Source organism: Streptococcus suis (genome assembly GCF_019856455.1).
In the GTDB taxonomy this organism is placed as follows: Bacteria; Bacillota; Bacilli; order Lactobacillales; family Streptococcaceae; genus Streptococcus; species Streptococcus suis_AE.
In genome coordinates, this window is the sequence record NZ_CP082205.1 from 800,333 (window position 1) to 817,937 (window position 17,605).

The window sequence follows — 17,605 nt, forward strand, 5'->3', positions numbered from 1 at the left end:
GAAATGACAACGTGATAAAGAATAAATATGCATATAAGTATATGAAATGGAGAAAAGTTATGAAAAAGGTAAGATACTTTCTTAGTTCTTTCTTATTACTTGTTCTATGTCTGGATATTATTCGGTTACCGATAACAATTTTTTCGGAATCAGTTAGTGCTACAACGCCACTAACCATTCGGACTAAGTATATAGAACATCTGAAGGAAGATGGTCAAAAGCTGGCCATTAAGCTAGATACCAGTCAAAAGCAGCTCGATAGGCTAGATGTGATTGTCCAGATTGAAGAGGGAGTAGACATCAGCAAGGGGCTTAGCTTGGTATTCCAGAATGAGCTGGAACTGGAAAGTCAGCTGGATGAGCAAGGGTTTCCAAAGGAAAAACTTCCACCAGGTTTTGTCAAGGATGAAGACTATCGTGAAGAAGATGTGCCCAAGGAATTTCCTGAGCAGGAAGTTGCCCCAACTGTTGCAACACAGGATCCTCTAGAAGCTCCCTTGCCTGTATATGGTCTAGGCTATTACTCCATCAAAATCAAGCCAGGGCCTGAACGCCATATAGAGTGGAAGGTAGATGAAGAGAAGCCTGAGCGGAGATACGAGGAAATTCTGCTACGCTTGAAGATAAAGAAGCCGCTACAAACTGGTCAATTTATGGCCGTTCTGTCATCAGATTATAAGACTATCTTAACAGAAGACTGGAAAACATTTGAAGAATTGGTCAAAAGGAATAGTATAGAGATGGTGACTGATTCCGTAGCCTCCGATATCGAGCAGCCAATTCCAGAAACTTCTGAATCTACTTCTGACAACACGCAGTCTAATCCAGTACCTGAAGGCGAAGAGGTGATACAAGAAGAACAAGCTTTAGCCATTCAAACAGCTAATCTACGCTTGGTATTACGAGAACATGAAGAAGGTGTCTTGCAACCTAGCAAGCCCATCGCAGGTGCGGAGTTTTCTATTAGCTCTGTAGAAAATCCAGAAATAAGTTATAACGGCCGCACTGATGAGCAGGGGATTTTAGACTGGAAAGACTTACCTTTGGGTGAGTACCAAATCAGTCAATTGTCAACAGCTCAAGGTTACGAAGTAGAGAAACAGCTGCCAGTCATTCAGTTGCAAGAAAGTGGAGCCGAAAAAATAATCCATGTCACCAATGCTAAAAAGAATGGGTTGGAAGGACGGATTGGTAGTATGTTGCGCTCTGCTCGGACTAGGAGGGCTATTACAGAAACGAATACGGATAGAACAACGACCATTATCAATAATCCGAATGGAACAACCACTACTGTTACACGAGAAGAGGAAATCACCAAGGATATTTTTGACCCGATTCGGATTGAGATTCCGGGGGTAACACGTCATTTTAGACAGGGAGGAGATTTACGCAAGAAAGAAATTCAGGTTACCTCTACTGGTGAAAAGAAGATTATTTGGGAATATATTACAACTGTTACTGGAGCAAATGATAGATATATCAAACAAATTGCAAATACTTTTATGGTACCAGTTGACTCAGGACTTGGAGCACCTAAGATTACATCTATTATCCACAACCAAGGACAAACGATTGGAAATCCTGAGACGAGTCGGTATAGTGATTCTGGTAGATTTGATTCTGTTACAAATCAGTTGCCGATTCAAGATGGCACATATGTGTACACCATTGAAACACCGATTCTTCTTCCAAGTGAGAACTACACACTGGATTATTATTCGGATGTTAAGGTGCAAGCGCCGGTACGTTCCCGTTTGACACAAAATGGGCAAACGATTGAATTAACTAGGGAGGAGGAGCGGAATATTAAAAGTGCAGGTAGTTTGACCTTGCCAAGTGATCAAACCACCTCACCTTATGATACACCCAAATTATCAGATACTATTCGAGTGAATGGTCGCTATCGCGAGTCTAATAATAAGGTGATTGAGTGGTATACCTCTCGTCTCAATACGACAGATAGTGTACAAACGTATACATTTGACGTTGCTGAAGATAAGAATACACAAGCAGTTCATTCAAAGATTGTCTATGTCTATGAACCTACTGAGGGAGGGAATTATAGGCTAAAGAGTACGCAAACAGTTGATAAAACGCAAAATCAAATTACCGTAAATGATGTTCCAGTAGGAGGCATTGCAGTTGTCGAAACCATCACCAACGTGACAAATGAAAAAGCCAATCATACGATTACGGGTGCATCGCTAGAAGCTCTAAAAGGTGATATTACAATACATAAAAAATGGGCAACTGGTACGGAGAAGACCGCTGTCACTTTTTCTGTCAATGGTGGAAGTTATCGAGACCATAAAGTAACCTTGCAAGCAAATCAGTCACAGGTAACAGTTCCAAATGTCGAAAAGTTTTCTGGAACAGGCAGTACTGCCACAAAAACACGAATATACTATGAAGTGACTGAAGATGTTCCAGATGGCTATGCGCTTTCTACTGCACAGATGGATTGGAAAAACTTGCAGTATGTCTTTACGAATAAAAAGGATACTAGCCAACCTATCACACCTAAGCCACCAGGTTCTTGCGAATCATACGGTGTCACACATGTTGAGCCAGTTAATATCAACTGGTTGATTTGGGAACGTAATGGAAACAAATGGGGAGGATTCCACGGGTCGTTAAAATTCTACTTCAAATTACCAGCTTTTGCTAAAGAAGGTGATAGCTTTACAATTGAATTGCCAAGAGAATTAAAACTCGAACACTTAGCAAATCCATCTGTCGAATGGACACCTGTTTATAAATCAGGTACAAATGAAATCCTTGCTCGGACCTACCATGTAGAAGATAGAAAATTAAAATTTGTTCTGACATCTGCTGCTTACTCTGTGACCGAATACAGTGGGTGGTTTGAAATTGGGAGTGACCAAAGTTCAGGTCTAGTCCAGATTAACAATGATAGGAACGTAGCTGGGAGAAAATATTTGACTGGTGTGCGTCCAGAAGTACCTGTCTGGTATTCTTTTGATCTTGAAAATCCAATCAATACACAGTCTAACATTGTAAATAAAAAGTTGAAGTATAAGACTAGCTATAAAGGCGGAAATTTTGACTGTAGTTATACGGTAATTGGTGACGGGACGCTAAATGCGACTGAAAACGGTAGCGGTGGTCTACAAGGGAGTTTACGTCAATTTTCTTCCGTCCACAAACAAGCCATCAATCAGACGGCTGATTCTGTGACCTGGGAGTTGGTTTATAACGGAGAAAGAAACGATATTACTGGAGGCGTTGGGCATGATTCCCGTAAGATTTGGGATCGAATTCATGAAAATAGCTCTTTGTATGATGGTGATGTTCATACAAGTATACCAAGAAACATAAAAGTATTCGTGGCAGATGGGAACCCTGCGGCTTCTTATACGGAGTCGGAGATGGTACGTCTATCCTTGGTGGCTACCTCAAGAAGTGGAGAGCAGACAACATATCATTATGGAATTAATGGTGTGACGAATATGGGGCTGGCAATTCTACTGAAACGTGAGAGTTGGTATGATGCACAATTTAATTATCGGTCAAACTATACTCTTGAGTTTTACCATGAAGGGGCAGGTTGGGGACGAAAGACGATTGTTGCCCGAATCAAGCAACGAAAAAATGGAAATACAACACTGAGAAATGCAGTCAGTCTTAATTGGAACAGTGTAGTTCTCGGTGGAGATAAGAGTCCGAATAATTTCTTTGTTGCTGGAGACACGGTTGCCAGTGGTGGTGCCTATCCGACAGGTTGGTATGGCTTCCAGCTTAAGAAAGTAGATCAGCAAAAACGTCCGTTAGAAGGTGCAGTCTTTACTCTCTACGACTCACAACAGCGCCCTTATCAAACCATTCGTTCAAATGAACAAGGTATTCTTGAATTTACAAATATCTTAGGAGGAGAGTACACTTTCAAAGAAGTTGAAGCACCAGCGGGTTATACGTTAGATACGACAGTCCATAGATTGAACATCAGAAATTCAGAAAACATAACGATTAATGGAAAACTATATACTGCACAAGCACCGTTTGAAATTATAAACAAGAAGGATGCGAAACTCAGCCTCAAACTCAAGAAAAAAGATTTGGCAAATACTCCATTGAAAGGTGCTGTTTTCCGCCTGAGAAAAACAGATGGTGGTCAGCCATATGATGAGACGCTCGGAGATACATTTGAATCAGACGAGTTCCTCTTTAATGAGTTGACAGCAGGGAACTACACGCTGGAGGAAGTGAGAGCACCCACAGGCTATCGTGGAATGGGGCAGATCAACTTAACGGTTTATGAAGAAAATGGAACGCTTAAACTGCGTAAACAGGCAGATGCGGCTAACAGCCAGACCAGTACTCCTCAACTGAACAATGGTGTGGTGACTCTGGACATCTATAATCAACCGCTTGAACTAACGTTTACGAAGCAAAATACTCAGGGACAACCATTGGAAAATGCAATCTTTGAATTGCGTCAAATACACTCAACTGGCTTTACAGTTGTACGAACAAACCTCTTCTCTAAAGCCAATGGACAATTTGTCCTGAAAGGTCTCTTGCCAAATACCACCTATGAACTGTGGGAAACTCGTGCACCAGATGGCTATGCAAAACCAACTCAAGCAGTGGTTCAGTTTACTGTAAACGAAGATGGAGCAGCCCACTTTACTCGTGGCAGTTCGACTATCGTTAACTCTCCACCGAAATTTAAGGTTAAGATTGTAAAAATCGATGCGGAGACAGGACAACCGATTACGGAAGGCGTCAACGATACCGCCCCACGTTTCACGGTGACAAATGCTACAGGAGACACGCTTAATGGTCAAATTGCCAATCTGCAAAATGGTATGTATACATTTACAAATGGAAGCGGTGCTAATTCTGGATTTGAAGCAGGAACCTACTATCTTAAAGAAATCCGAGCACCGCAAGGGTATACACGACTGACAAACTTAATACCATTTACAATCCACTCAGATGGACGTGTAACAGTGAGTGAAGAGTTTGCGGATGGAGTAGCCACCAGTGCAACATCTCCAGATACAGTACAAATCAAAGTCAAAAACGACCGATTAAAAACCTTGCGTATTTCCAAACGCATTAAGGGATTGGAAGATTTGCCGAGTCTTATCACAGGACAGATGACCTTTACGCTGTCAAAAGACAACGATGTAAGTTTCCAACCAGTGACTGTCACACAAGCTGCGAATACAGACTTCGTGTTTAATAACCTGACCTACGGTTCTTATACCCTTGTTGAAACAGCGCCACCAGCGGGCTATATGGTGGAACCGATTGTTTATAAAGTTGCGGTCAGTCGAGCAGGAGTATCCCTTTATCGAACGAGTGACCAAGTGACACCAAGTCGAGTCGAAGGGGTGAGCCTAATCACATCTCCTGATTTGAGTAATATTCAGAGTGGTCCTGAGAGCAATGCCATTGATGGAAGTGAAACAACTTCTGTGACCTATCATAATTTCAATGGTCAGGGAAATACTATCCCAGTCGGTGCCTATCTAGGTGTTGACCTCCAAAGCGTCAAACGAGTTCGAAATATTTTCTACTTACAAGGAAATCAGAATAATGTAACGGATAGGATGAATCGCTACACAGTAGAATACTCAATAGATGGTGAGACCTACTACCCAATCGCTTCATCAGCAACGACTGAGCGCTTTGAGCAGTCTACCGACCTTCTCGCTCGGTATATCCGTGTGAGAAATGAAGAGCAAGTCGTCAACAAATGGTATGCGGTTCGTGAGCTACGTATCTCAGCCCAAGAAGCGGAGTCCGTAAGTCTTCAAGGTGGGCAGGCATTCCCAATCGGAAATATCCAACATCCATTTATCCGAATGGAAAAACGAGATAGTGAGACAGGTGCTATTATCCAAGGAACAGCGACCTTCAAGCTCTATAAGGTTCCGGAAGATACTACAGAAACTACCCTGTCCACTGCCATTAATGATAACAATCTCATTCAAACCTTCCAACTAGCCAATGGACAGACTGGTAATGAAACCTTGCTTATCAAGGAACTTGGCAAGTATGCCTTGGTCGAAACCCAAGCCCCAGATGGCTATATTGGATTGAGCCAGCCAGTCCTACTTGAGGCAACCGAGGCACGTCAGGCACATTCAGATACAAAAAACAAACATGTGACACGGTTTGCGGTCCTATCCTCTAGCGATAAGGTGACTGTCGATACCAGCAGTACAGCAAATGACAATGTTTTGAAATTGCAGGTGAAAAACAGACAGAAAGTCTATAACCTTAAGATTTTGAAACGGGATGCCCAGAATGCTCAACAAGGTTTGACTGCGACATTTGGTCTCTTTAATGCAGATGGGACAAACAAGATTGCAGAAGGGCAGACCAACGAAAACGATCATTCCTATACCTTTAGTCAGCTAAGACCGGGTACCTATACTCTCAAAGAGTTGCAAACGCCAATCAATTATAATCCATTGAGAGACTTCAAGATTGTCATTGCGAACAGTGGTCAGGTCAGTGTACTGGATACCCCAACCAGAATGGTAGAAGTGGGTAACACAGTTGATACTACCATTAGCCTCACTATCAAAAACCGCACCTATACGCCAATCAGTATTCAGAAGGTGGACAAACGTAGCAACGAGACCACCTTGATAGGTGTGCGGTTGCGGATTCAGGCTAAGAATGGCAATCAGATGCCGCAATTTAGCAATCGAAGCTGGCATGAAACAAACTATCAGGGTCGTGTGATTGACACTGAAAAGGCCCTTGAGTGGATGAGCTCGACTGCTGGAAATGCCGTCTTCCAGCTACCACAAGGAACTTATACCATCAGCGAACTCTCTGCACCAGCAGGTTACGAGCAGCTACAGCCTTTCGATATCACTGTGGCAGAAGATGGTAGTGTCCAGCTTGCTCAGGGAACAAATCCTGAACAGGTTAGTCAAGGTACAAAAGATGGACGGATCAATATCAAACTCACCAACGTCTTTAAGCCTAAGATAAAGATTATCAAAGTCGACAGCCGTGATGCCAACCGTAAGCTAGCAGGTGCACGCTTCAAGTTATTTGGACCGGATGAAAATACGCAGATAGGTCAGGAAGTGACAACCAGCAGCAACGGTGAAATCACCCTTCCAGGCTTGGAGCCAGGTACCTACTATTTGCAAGAAAGTCAGCCTCCGACAGATTATCAGGCTAATGCTCGCAAATACCAAATCATAATTGATGCCAATGGTTCGGCTCAGATTACTAATGCTGATGCTAAGATTGAGAACGGAGCTAGTCAAGATCAGGGTGCGGATAAGATTATCCCAATCACCGTTAAAAATGAGAGAGAAACCTATAACCTCAAGATTTTGCAACGGGATGCCCAGAATGCTCAACAAGGATTGATAGCGACATTTGGGCTGTATAATGCAGATGGGATAAGTAAGATTACGGAAGGTCAGACCAACCCAAGCGATCATTCCTATACCTTTAGTCAGTTGCTCCCTGGCACTTATGTCCTCAAAGAAGAGAGGCCGCCGTCAGGTTATATTCAAGTAGATCCAGTTCGACTTGAAATCACGCAGGCGGGTCAATTACGAATCCTGTCAGGAGATAGTAGCCTTCTAGAAATTGGTGCATCAAGTGGCAATACGCTTCAACTGACGGTGAAAAACGACAGTAAGAAAACCCTGCGCATTTCCAAACGCATCAAGGGATTGGAAGATTTGCCGAGTCTTATCACAGGACAGATGACCTTTACATTGACCAAGGACAATGATGCAACCGCAGTATCAGCCGTTCAGACACATGCTGCGACAGAAGACTTCGTGTTTACTAACCTGACCTACGGTTCTTATACCCTAGTCGAGACAGCACCACCAGCAGGCTATATGGTCGAGCCGATTACCTATAAGGTATCCGTGAGTCGCTCAGGAGTTTCTCTCTATAAAGTAGCGAACGCAGCTCCGAGCGAACGTGTCGCAGGTGCAACCCTCATCAAGTCCCTTGACTTATCCAATATCCAGTCAGGACAAGATGGAGACGCAATTGATGGAAGTGATACAACTTCTGTGACCTACCAGAATTTCAATGGTCAAGGAGATAATATTCCTGCTGGAGCCTATCTAGGGGTTGACCTACAAGGCGTCAAACGTGTTCGCCACATTCACTACTTGCAAGGCACTCAGCACAATCCGCTAGATAGATTCAACCGCTTCACACTTGAGTACTCAATAGATGGACGCACCTATTTCCCACTGTCTACTTATACAACCTATGGATTGGTCGATTTGAACACGGACATAGTGGCTCGCTACATTCGTGTGAGAAATGAAGACCGAGTAGAGCAGAAATGGTATGGGGTTCGTGAATTGACCGTCTCAGCTCAAGCTACAGAAACCGTTAACGCATTATCAGCTGGTCAATACCCAATTGGCAATATCCAGCATCCTGAGATTCAAATCGAGAAGCAGGATATGAATAACCGTACTATCCAACAAGCAGTGACATTTAAGCTCTATAAAGTTCCAGATGATGCAACGTCACAAACGGTGACAGGCGCTCTGACAGATCAAAATCTCGTCCAAACCTTTACATTGACAAATGGTCAAGCAAGTCAGGCTTTACAAGCCAAGGTACTGGGACGCTATGCCCTTGTCGAAGTCGCACCGCCAACTGGTTATCGTGCTTTAGCTGGTCCAGTCTTACTAGACTTGCAGACACTACAGCGACCACACAGCGGAAGTCAGATGAAGACAGTGAGCCGCTTTACCCTCGTTGGAACAAATGATAAGGTTAGGATTGACACCACTACTGAAAATGTATTGAAAATCTTCGTGAAAAACGAGTTACTCACCTACAATTTGCTTATCAAGAAACGAGACCTTGCGAATCCAAATACAGGACTTGATGCCCGTTTTGAACTCTACAATGAGAACGAGACGAGGCCGCCACTGGGCCAAGGCCATACCACGGAGACAGGAAACAGCCTCACCTTCCGTAATCTGCAACTGGGCACTTACGTCCTCAAAGAGGTCACAGCCCCAACAGGCTACAATCCGATCCAGAAAATCAAATTGACCATCAGTCTAGATGGACAAATTAGGATTGTGGAAGGACCACAAGACTTGTTGGAAAGTCAAGCTGTGAATGCCAATAACGAGATAGAACTTGTCGTCAAGAACAGACCATTTACAGATTTCAGTATCGAAAAGGTTAGCAATCTCGATTCGACGAGCAATTTGGCAGGAGTTCAGCTGCAAATCAAGGCAAAAAATAATGGACCAGCTCCGCTATTTAGCGATGATGATTTGCATAGACAACGGTATCGTGCAACGATTGATACCGCAAATAAAGCCTTGACCTGGTGGACCCAATCCAATGACGTTGGCAATGCTGTCTTTAAACTTCCTCAGGGAACGTATACGATTAGTGAGTTAGCTGCACCAGCTGGTTACGAATTGCTTCAACCGTTTGATATTATCGTTGGAGAAGATGGTCAAGTTCGGTTGGCAAACGGCGCACCGACCAATGCGGAGATTAATACCAAAGATAACAGGCTCAATCTCAAATTGACCAACATCTTCAAACCGAAACTGAAGATTATCAAGGTTGATAGCAGGAATGAGACTCGCAGACTTGCAAATGCAACCTTCAAACTCTTTGGTGGGGATGGACGCACGCAGGTTGGAAGTGACTTGGTGACAGGCGCTACTGGAGAGATAGAAACTCCAGCCTTGACACCGGGTACCTACTATCTACAAGAAACCCAGTCCCCAGCAGGCTTCCAGACAAATGGAACCAAGTACAAATTGATCATTGCTGCGGATGGCACAACAACTGTAGAGAATGGCAACGACCTTATTGCTGTCGCGCCACTTTCGGATGACAAAGTCATTCAAATCACGGTGAAAAACAAGGTGAAGACCTATCTCTTGAAGATTAAGAAGCGCGACTATGATAATCCAACTAACGGAGTATCTGGTGCTCGATTTGCTCTCTATCCATCTGAAGGTCCAAACGCAGATGGTAGCAATATGGTGCAAGTGCTCATCAACGGTAGTATGACACCCCTTGTGGGTAACAGCTATTCTCATTTTGATAATACGATTGATTTTCCAAATATTCCACCTGGAGAATACGTCCTTAGAGAGATACAAGCTCCATCAGGCTACACAAAAATCAGAGATACGCGCCTTCAGATTGGGGAGGACGGACGCTTGACGCTCCTTGATGCAGATCAGGCTCTTGTATCCGTTGAGACAGGGCAAGGGGATACGCTTGTCATGGTTGCTAAAAACATTCGTACTTTTAACTTCCAAATCAAAAAAGTGGATAGTACAAATGAGGCGACTCTCCTCGATAATGCTCAATTCTCAATCTATAAGACAGATGTTAACTGGACAAAAGGAGACACAGCCTTAGCTCAGGGTCTGACAAGAGCGGGTATCTACCAGACGAATCTTGAGCCTGGCTATTATATCCTAAAAGAAGACCAGGCTCCATCCAATGTCATTAAGTTAACTAACCTATCACATTTTGTGGTGGGTTAGTTTTTATGTTACACTAAAAATAAAAGGGGAAAAGTCATGCTAGATCAGATTAAAGCTCATTTACTTGATAGTATTAACGACATCGTTTCTAGTGCCAATCAGTTTGTGCTTCATCCTGAAAAAGATTTTAGTCGGCAAAGTCAGCTAACGATGAAAACCATGATTCAAGCTATACTGACCATGGGTGGTAATACCTTAGCCAAAGAGCTACTTGATTTAGATTTGCCTGTCTCTCAATCTGCCTTTGTCCAACGGCGGTATCAGATTAAACACCAAGCTTTTAAAACACTTTTTAGGGATATTACTTCTAAAATTCCAATCTCTGATAATCTCCCTATCCTGGCTGTTGATGGCAGTGATGTGATTCTACCAAGAAATCGTTTTGATAAAACGACCTCTTTTCAAACTGGACCACATCACACTCCTTACAATCTTATTCATATCAATGCTCTCTACAATCTTGAACAAGAGATATATCATGATTTACGGATCCAAGATAATCGAGAGGTTGATGAACGTGCAGCTTTTATTGACATGATGAAGAACTCTTCTTTCAAACAAGCTCTGGTAATAATGGATAGGGGGTATGAATCCTACAATGTCATGGCTCACTGCCAAGAAAGAAATTGGTCCTATATTATTCGTATTCGTGACGGGAATCATTCTATGAAATCAGGATTTAACCTCCCTGACACCCCTTGTTTTGATGAAAAATTTGACCTAAACATCTGTCGGAAACAGACCAATGAGATGAAGCAACAGTATCAAAATTTTCCTAATCACTATCGCTGTTTACCTAATCACACATCCTTTGACTTTCTACCAAGCTCTAGCCGAAAAAGCGACCCAGTTCAGTTTTACGAACTTCATTTTCGAATGGTGCGTCTCGAAATCAAGCCAGGTTTCTTTGAAACTTTGGTGACAAACACCGATTATTCTCCAGAAAAATTAAAAGATCTCTATGCCTACAGATGGGGCATAGAGACCAGTTTTCGTGACCTAAAATACAGTATCGGTCTGACTCATTTTCATGCAAAAAAGAAGGAAGGGATTCTCCAAGAAATCTACGCTCGCTTTATCAATTTTAATGTTTGTAAATGGCTAACCTCACACGTTGCTATTAAAACATCAAAGTTAAAACAGGCTTATAAAATTTGTTTTTCAGACGCTGTTTATGCCTGTCGAAAATTTCTTAGAAACAAACTCACTTCCTTCCAATTAGAAACCTACATTGCCAAACATTTATCCATCATCCGACCCAATCGAACGTTCCAAAGAAAGATAAAAAGCAAGGCACCTGTAAGCTTCACTTATAGAGTAACATAATAGTTGAAAAATTGGGTTAAAAAACATCCTTTTTGTGCGCCCTAAATACAAAAACTATTCCCGTTTGGTCATCAATTGCTCGGACGGGAATAGTTCCTTTAATTGTTTAAATGCTTAACTTAATGACATTGAGGCTCCATCCGGTTATCTCCTCAATCGGAATGAATACCGCTTCCAGATTAACCACGATGGTTCTATCTATCTTCATAATCCAGATGCCACCGTCTCGTTGGCTTCTGCAGACACGAATCGTCTTGTCGTCTTTACTATGAAAAATACCCGAACAACCTCTCAGTTCAAGTTGGCAAAACGCTCGTATCGTGATTCAGCTCAACGTCTAGAAGCGACATTTGAATTGAAAGAAAGTGGGAATGCACAAGCGCCAGCAGTTGTTAAGAGAACAACGACAACAGGAGATGAAGTTCTCTTTGACAATTTGCCAGTAGGGAAATCGTACATTTTGAAAGAGACGGTAGCACCAGACGGCTATCAAAAGATTGAAAAAGAAATCCATATTGATATAGGCGCAGATGGAGCCATCACTATCCAAGATGGAGGTGACCTCGTCAGTCTAGACAATACGGATAGTCACCTGATTATTGTGAAAAACCTCCGCAAAGGAGAATATCCGAAAACGGGTGGTATAGGAATTATTCCTTATATTGCATTAGGGGGGGTGATGATGTTACTGGCTCTTGCCGTCGAGCTAGGAAAAGAAAAACGTTGGAAACATATACGTAAATAAGCTACATATCATTTTATCTTTTATTACTTGGTTAACTGGTTTTGACGTACTTTAGTACAGTCTGCAGATTTTGACACGAACTGTGTTCGTTCAATTTCCACCCACCAACTATCTCCTAGATAGTTGGTGCTAGTAATAAAAGCAAACTGAAAGATTAAAAAAGAAAAGGAGAAAATAGTGAAAAAGTTAACAAAAGTATTCTCCCTCTTGACCGTTCTTCTGACGATGTTCGGTCCATTGGGAAATCTTCGACATTTAGTACATGCGGATGATACGCATCAAACTAAGGTTGTGGTGCATAAGGTCTTGATGAGTAAAGAAGATTTTAATAATTTTAATCACGAGACAGTACAAACTACCCAAAAGTATGATGGTACAACTATCCAAGAAAATAATTTTAAAAATTATTTTGGGCAATCAGCTCAAGAAATTGCAGGTGTCAACTTTAAGGTTTGGAAAAAGGTTGATTCACAACAAAATGGCTCAAAAACTGGTGCTCAATTAGGTATTACTGGTGAGGGGCAAGACGAACATTATGTATTAGATACTACGAATAATGGCACTAACGGTGTCAATACTAGAGAAGGTAGTGCTGGTGCTGAGTTCACACTTCCAAACGGTACCTACATCTTTGTAGAAGACAAAGAAAACTCACCGTACTACAACAAACAAGGTGACGGTGCAGGTAGCGAATTAACAGAAGCTAAGGCTGTTCCTTTCCGTCTCGTTTTACCAGTTACTCGTCCAGATGGAACAGGATATTTTGATAGCACAACTAATCCTCTTCACGTTTATCCAAAAAACACAGAAGATAAGCCGACTGTGACCAAGCAGTTTTCAGACAATACCATGGGACCTAAAGATGTCACAATTGGTGAAGAAGTAACCTACAAAATTACTACAAACATTCCAAAAGGTTCTTCTTACAAGACAATTGTCTGGGAAGACTTGATGGTTGAAGGTTTGGATTATAAACTAAATTCATTAGTCATTGCTTATAAAGAAGTTGAGAGTCTAGAGAAAAATACTCACTATACAGTGACTGAGGATAAACGTGGATTTATGGTGAAAGTAAATGAAACAGGTCTGAGGGCTATAGAAGAGGCTGCTAAGACTCAGGATGTTAACATCACTTTGACCTATAATGCTGTCCTAAACGACTCAGCTAAGGTTGATACAGAAATCCCTAACCAAGTGACCTTCCACTATGGTAACCGCCCACGTACAGATCTTTACAGTGAACCAAAACCAGTGACACCGAAAGAAGAAGGTGGTATAGTAAAAATCCAGGTTAACAAGGTTTGGAAAAATGAAAACGATAAAAAAGCAGTAAAATTCAAAGTATATGAAAAGGCTACAGGTGTATTTGCTGGCGAATTTACGTTACAACCTAACGAAACTACTAAAGAATTTAGAGACAATCTTAAAGCAGGTGTTGAGTATATTGTAGTGGAAGATACGACTTCTGGAACTATTCCATCCTATACTAGTGAAGGTGGAGAAAAAGCTCACATTGTTACTGTAACCAACAACCCATCAGATAACCCACCACCGCTCACACCAGAAAAACCAAAAGTTATCACTCACGGAAAACGCTTTATTGAGACAGATAATGTGGATGGATTGAATGACGCTACTGTTAAACTTCTCGGTGCAGAGTTTGTGGTGACGAATGCACAAAATCAATATTTGGCTTTGAAATCAGAGCAAGACCAAACAGACGCTGTAAATAAATACAAACAAGCAGAACAAGAGTATCTTGCATCTGTGAAAGCAAATGATGGCCAAGCCGAAGCTAAAAAAGCTCTTCGTAATGCAGCCTATGAAACACTGAATATGCAGTGGCAGTGGGTGCAAGATGAAAACCAAGCCTTCAAGTTCATTTCATCTACAGAAGGTAAATTCGAAGTCAAAGGTTTGAAAACAGGAACCTACTACTTGAAAGAAACCAAAGCTCCAGAAGGATATGCATTACCAAGTGATAAGATTGAGTTCCAAGTTGGACAAGGAACATGGGGAGCAACTGAAGAACTTACTGCTCAAAACTTCCAACAAGTGAAAAACAAAAAGATTATCATTCCACAAACTGGTGGTATTGGTACCCTTGTCTTCACAGTGGTTGGTTTGAGTACAATGGTATTTGCATTCATCGCTATGAAAAAGCGTCAGGCGGAAGACGCCTAGGATAGAGTAGAAAAGGAGGGTCTGATGAGGATTATTAAACAGCTAGTCTGTTGCATAATTGCACTGGTCTGTTCGTTGTCTCTGCCCTCTCTTTTGGTTCAAGCAGAGGATACCTATTCTATTCAGGTCGGCATTTCCTTGCCAGAGCATGTGGATGCGGGCAAGCTAGATTTGAGTCTTGAAGCCTGGTATCTGCCGGAGGGGGATCGAGAGACTCCCGAGCAACTGGCAGAGAAACTCTATGCCCTGAGTCGAGCGGAGCTAAGTCAGCTGTATGGACAAGCCCAGCTTTCTGACCCCTTGACTCCTCAAGGATTTGTAGGTTTTTCTGGTCTGAAAAAGGGCTGGTACTACATTCGACAGCAGGGGTCAGCTACTACCGTTGAGGTTATTCCCTTTGTCCTACAGGTAGACGGACAATTGCAGACTGTACAGGCTAAGGTTGGACTACCGGGGGAAAAAGTGGGTTATAGGAATTTTCTCAAGGTTTCTACCAGTACAGCCCCCTTGGCAGGAGCGACTTTCCAAGTCTTGGAAGAGGTGGACGGTCAACTGAGGCAAGTGATGATTGACGGCAAACCCTATCATCTGACCTCGGAAAATGGTGGTCACCTCAAAGTAGGTCCACTCCCCTATGGTAGTTACTATCTTAAGGAAATCAAGGCTCCCAAGGGCTATCTTCTCAGTCAGGATACCATTCCCTTTGAGATTAGTCTGGATTCGCATGTTTCGGATGTCATCCGCATAAAGAACAAACCCGTCACACCTCCCGGTATTGAAATCCCATATACCGGAAATGCGGTGGTCATAGCGGTTTTATCGCTAGGCATTATTCTCTTCTTGCTAGGCTACCGCTTGGTCACATACAAGAAAGGGGAAAAGACTTAGTCTACCTTTGGTCATATTGTTGACAGAATACACCTGCTGGAATCAAGTATCAGCAGGTGTATTTTTTCTTGAAAACATTAAGTGTTTCTGGAAAAAAATTCTCTCAAGTGCTATAATATTACTAGGAACTTCGAATTAATAGATAGAGAGTCATGCTCAATTCTATTTATCGGAGGAACACAATTGACAAAATTTCGACATAGCATCAGCCCTATGGCTGACATCGCAGCTAAGAAAATTTTCAGTGACCATGAAATTACCATTGATTTCATTGAGACCTTTCTGGGCTTTCGTCCCAAGTCTGTCCAGATTTTAAATGGAACGATTGCTGATTTGAAGAAAGAACGTGAGGGCTATTTTAGCACAACGGTGGATGTTTTAGCGAGATTGGACGACGGGACTCAGGTTATCATTGAAATTCAGGTGGTCCATCAACACAGCTTTATCAAACGTCTCTGGACTTACTCTTGTCAGCACTTGGTCAAGGATTTGCCTAATGTTCGTGACAAGGTCAAACGAACCCATGACATGTATGATAAGATTTCACCTGTTTATTCCATAGCCTTGGTCGCCACCCAGTATTTCGACGATAAGCAGCCCATCCATTCCTTTGTCTTGACAGCTGAGGAAAATGGACAGGTGTTGGAAATTCCGTTTGGAGAGCAAGGGGAGATGAAGAAACCATTTGAAATGGTTATTATTGAATTGAACAAGCTGAGTGAGGGAAAATTGGCTAAGAACCAACGCTTGTGGATGGAATTTTTTGCCAATCGTGAATTTAGCCAGCAACAAACAGACGCTATCAGCAGGGCCGAACACCTGCTGGATAGAAATACATGGACAGAGGAGGAAAGGAAGATGATTGATCAATTAGCCTACAGTGCCGCCAATCATTTTGGTGAATTGGAGACTTCTTTCATACTAGGTAGAAAGCGTGGTCAGGAAGAGGGACGGTTAGAAGGACGGGCAGAAGGTCGATTAGAAGGTCAGCTCAAGATTGCTCGGCAGATGTTAGTAGAAGGTTTCGCTGATGAAATGATAGCGAGACTGACAGGACTAAGCCAGGAAGACTTGGATGGTTTGAAAGGTGAGCGAAAATGATTGATCAACTAGCCTACAGTGCCGCCAATTATTTTGGTGAATTGGAGACTTCTTTCATACTAGGTAGAAAGCGTGGTCAGGAAGAGGGACGGTTAGAAGGACGGGCAGAAGGTCGGTTAGAAGGCCGATTAGAAGGTCAGCTCAAGATTGCTCGGCAGATGTTAGTAGAAGGTTTCGCTGATGAAATGATAGCGAGACTGACAGGACTAAGCCAGGAAGACTTGGATGGTTTGAAAGGTGAGCGAAAATGATTGATCAACTAGCCTACAGTGCCGCCAATCATTTTGGTGAATTGGAGACTTCTTTCATACTAGGTAGAAAGCGTGGTCAGGAAGAAGGTATGGCTCAAGGACTTCAAAAGGGTATTCAAAAAGGTCGAGCAGAAGGTATGCTGGATGGTCAGCTCAAGGTTGCTCGGCAGATGTTAGTAGAAGGTTTCGCTGATGAAATGATAGCGAGACTGACAGGACTAAGCCAGGAAGATTTGGATGGTTTGAAAGGTGAGCGAAAATGATTGATCAACTAGCCTATAGTGCCGCCAATCATTTTGGTGAATTAGAGACTTCTTTCATACTAGGCAGAAAGCGTGGTCAGGAAGAGGGCCGGTTAGAAGGACGGGCAGAAGGTCGATTAGAAGGTCAGCTCAAGATTGCTCGGCAGATGTTAGTAGAAAGTTTCGCTGATGAAATGATAGCGAGACTGACAGGACTAAGCCAGGAAGATTTGGATGGTTTGAAGACCGGAAGATTGGATGTGACAAAAGCTGATTTTTAGAATTGAATGTTGAGCATCCAAAGAGCAGCTGAGTGAGACGGACGAATTAAAGAATTTTCTATGGTCATCTGTG

General features: G+C 42.5%; 9 protein-coding genes. All 9 read left to right on the forward strand.

What is annotated here, in order from left to right; genetic code table 11:
* Positions 1-59 precede the first annotated feature (59 nt).
* The 9 genes from K6969_RS04035 (at position 60) to K6969_RS04075 (ending at position 17,532) form a co-directional block, all read left to right on the forward strand.
* Complete coding sequence (locus K6969_RS04035) at positions 60-10,514, forward strand: SpaA isopeptide-forming pilin-related protein (protein WP_321537469.1); 10,455 nt, start codon at positions 60-62, stop codon at positions 10,512-10,514.
* A gap of 36 nt (positions 10,515-10,550) precedes the next feature.
* Entirely contained in the window at positions 10,551-11,840 is a 1,290-nt protein-coding gene (locus tag K6969_RS04040; protein WP_104931122.1) for an IS4 family transposase, read from the forward strand.
* A gap of 268 nt (positions 11,841-12,108) precedes the next feature.
* Positions 12,109-12,585 carry a SpaA isopeptide-forming pilin-related protein gene (locus K6969_RS04045; RefSeq protein ID WP_253911855.1) on the forward strand — a complete coding sequence of 159 codons (477 nt, stop codon included), beginning with the start codon at positions 12,109-12,111 and terminating at the stop codon, positions 12,583-12,585.
* A 177-nt stretch (positions 12,586-12,762) separates the two neighbouring features.
* Positions 12,763-14,769 (forward strand): SpaH/EbpB family LPXTG-anchored major pilin, encoded by a 2,007-nt coding sequence (locus K6969_RS04050; protein WP_321537470.1) that lies wholly within the window; start codon positions 12,763-12,765, stop codon positions 14,767-14,769.
* Between the two features lie 24 nt (positions 14,770-14,793).
* Positions 14,794-15,657, forward strand: a complete 864-nt coding sequence (locus K6969_RS04055; RefSeq protein ID WP_029174246.1) for a prealbumin-like fold domain-containing protein — start codon at positions 14,794-14,796, stop codon at positions 15,655-15,657.
* A 183-nt stretch (positions 15,658-15,840) separates the two neighbouring features.
* The gene (locus K6969_RS04060; protein ID WP_321537471.1) at positions 15,841-16,758 is read left to right on the forward strand and encodes an Rpn family recombination-promoting nuclease/putative transposase; all 918 of its coding nucleotides are present in this window, start codon (positions 15,841-15,843) and stop codon (positions 16,756-16,758) included.
* Entirely contained in the window at positions 16,755-17,009 is a 255-nt protein-coding gene (locus tag K6969_RS04065; RefSeq protein WP_321537472.1) for a hypothetical protein, read from the forward strand. The genes K6969_RS04060 and K6969_RS04065 overlap by 4 nt, the downstream gene beginning before the upstream one ends.
* Positions 17,006-17,272, forward strand: coding sequence for a hypothetical protein (locus K6969_RS04070; RefSeq protein WP_029174244.1), 267 nt, complete (start codon positions 17,006-17,008; stop codon positions 17,270-17,272). Before K6969_RS04065 ends, K6969_RS04070 begins: the two co-directional genes overlap by 4 nt.
* Positions 17,269-17,532, forward strand: a complete 264-nt coding sequence (locus K6969_RS04075) for a hypothetical protein (protein WP_029174243.1) — start codon at positions 17,269-17,271, stop codon at positions 17,530-17,532. Before K6969_RS04070 ends, K6969_RS04075 begins: the two co-directional genes overlap by 4 nt.
* The last annotated feature ends 73 nt before the right edge of the window (positions 17,533-17,605 follow it).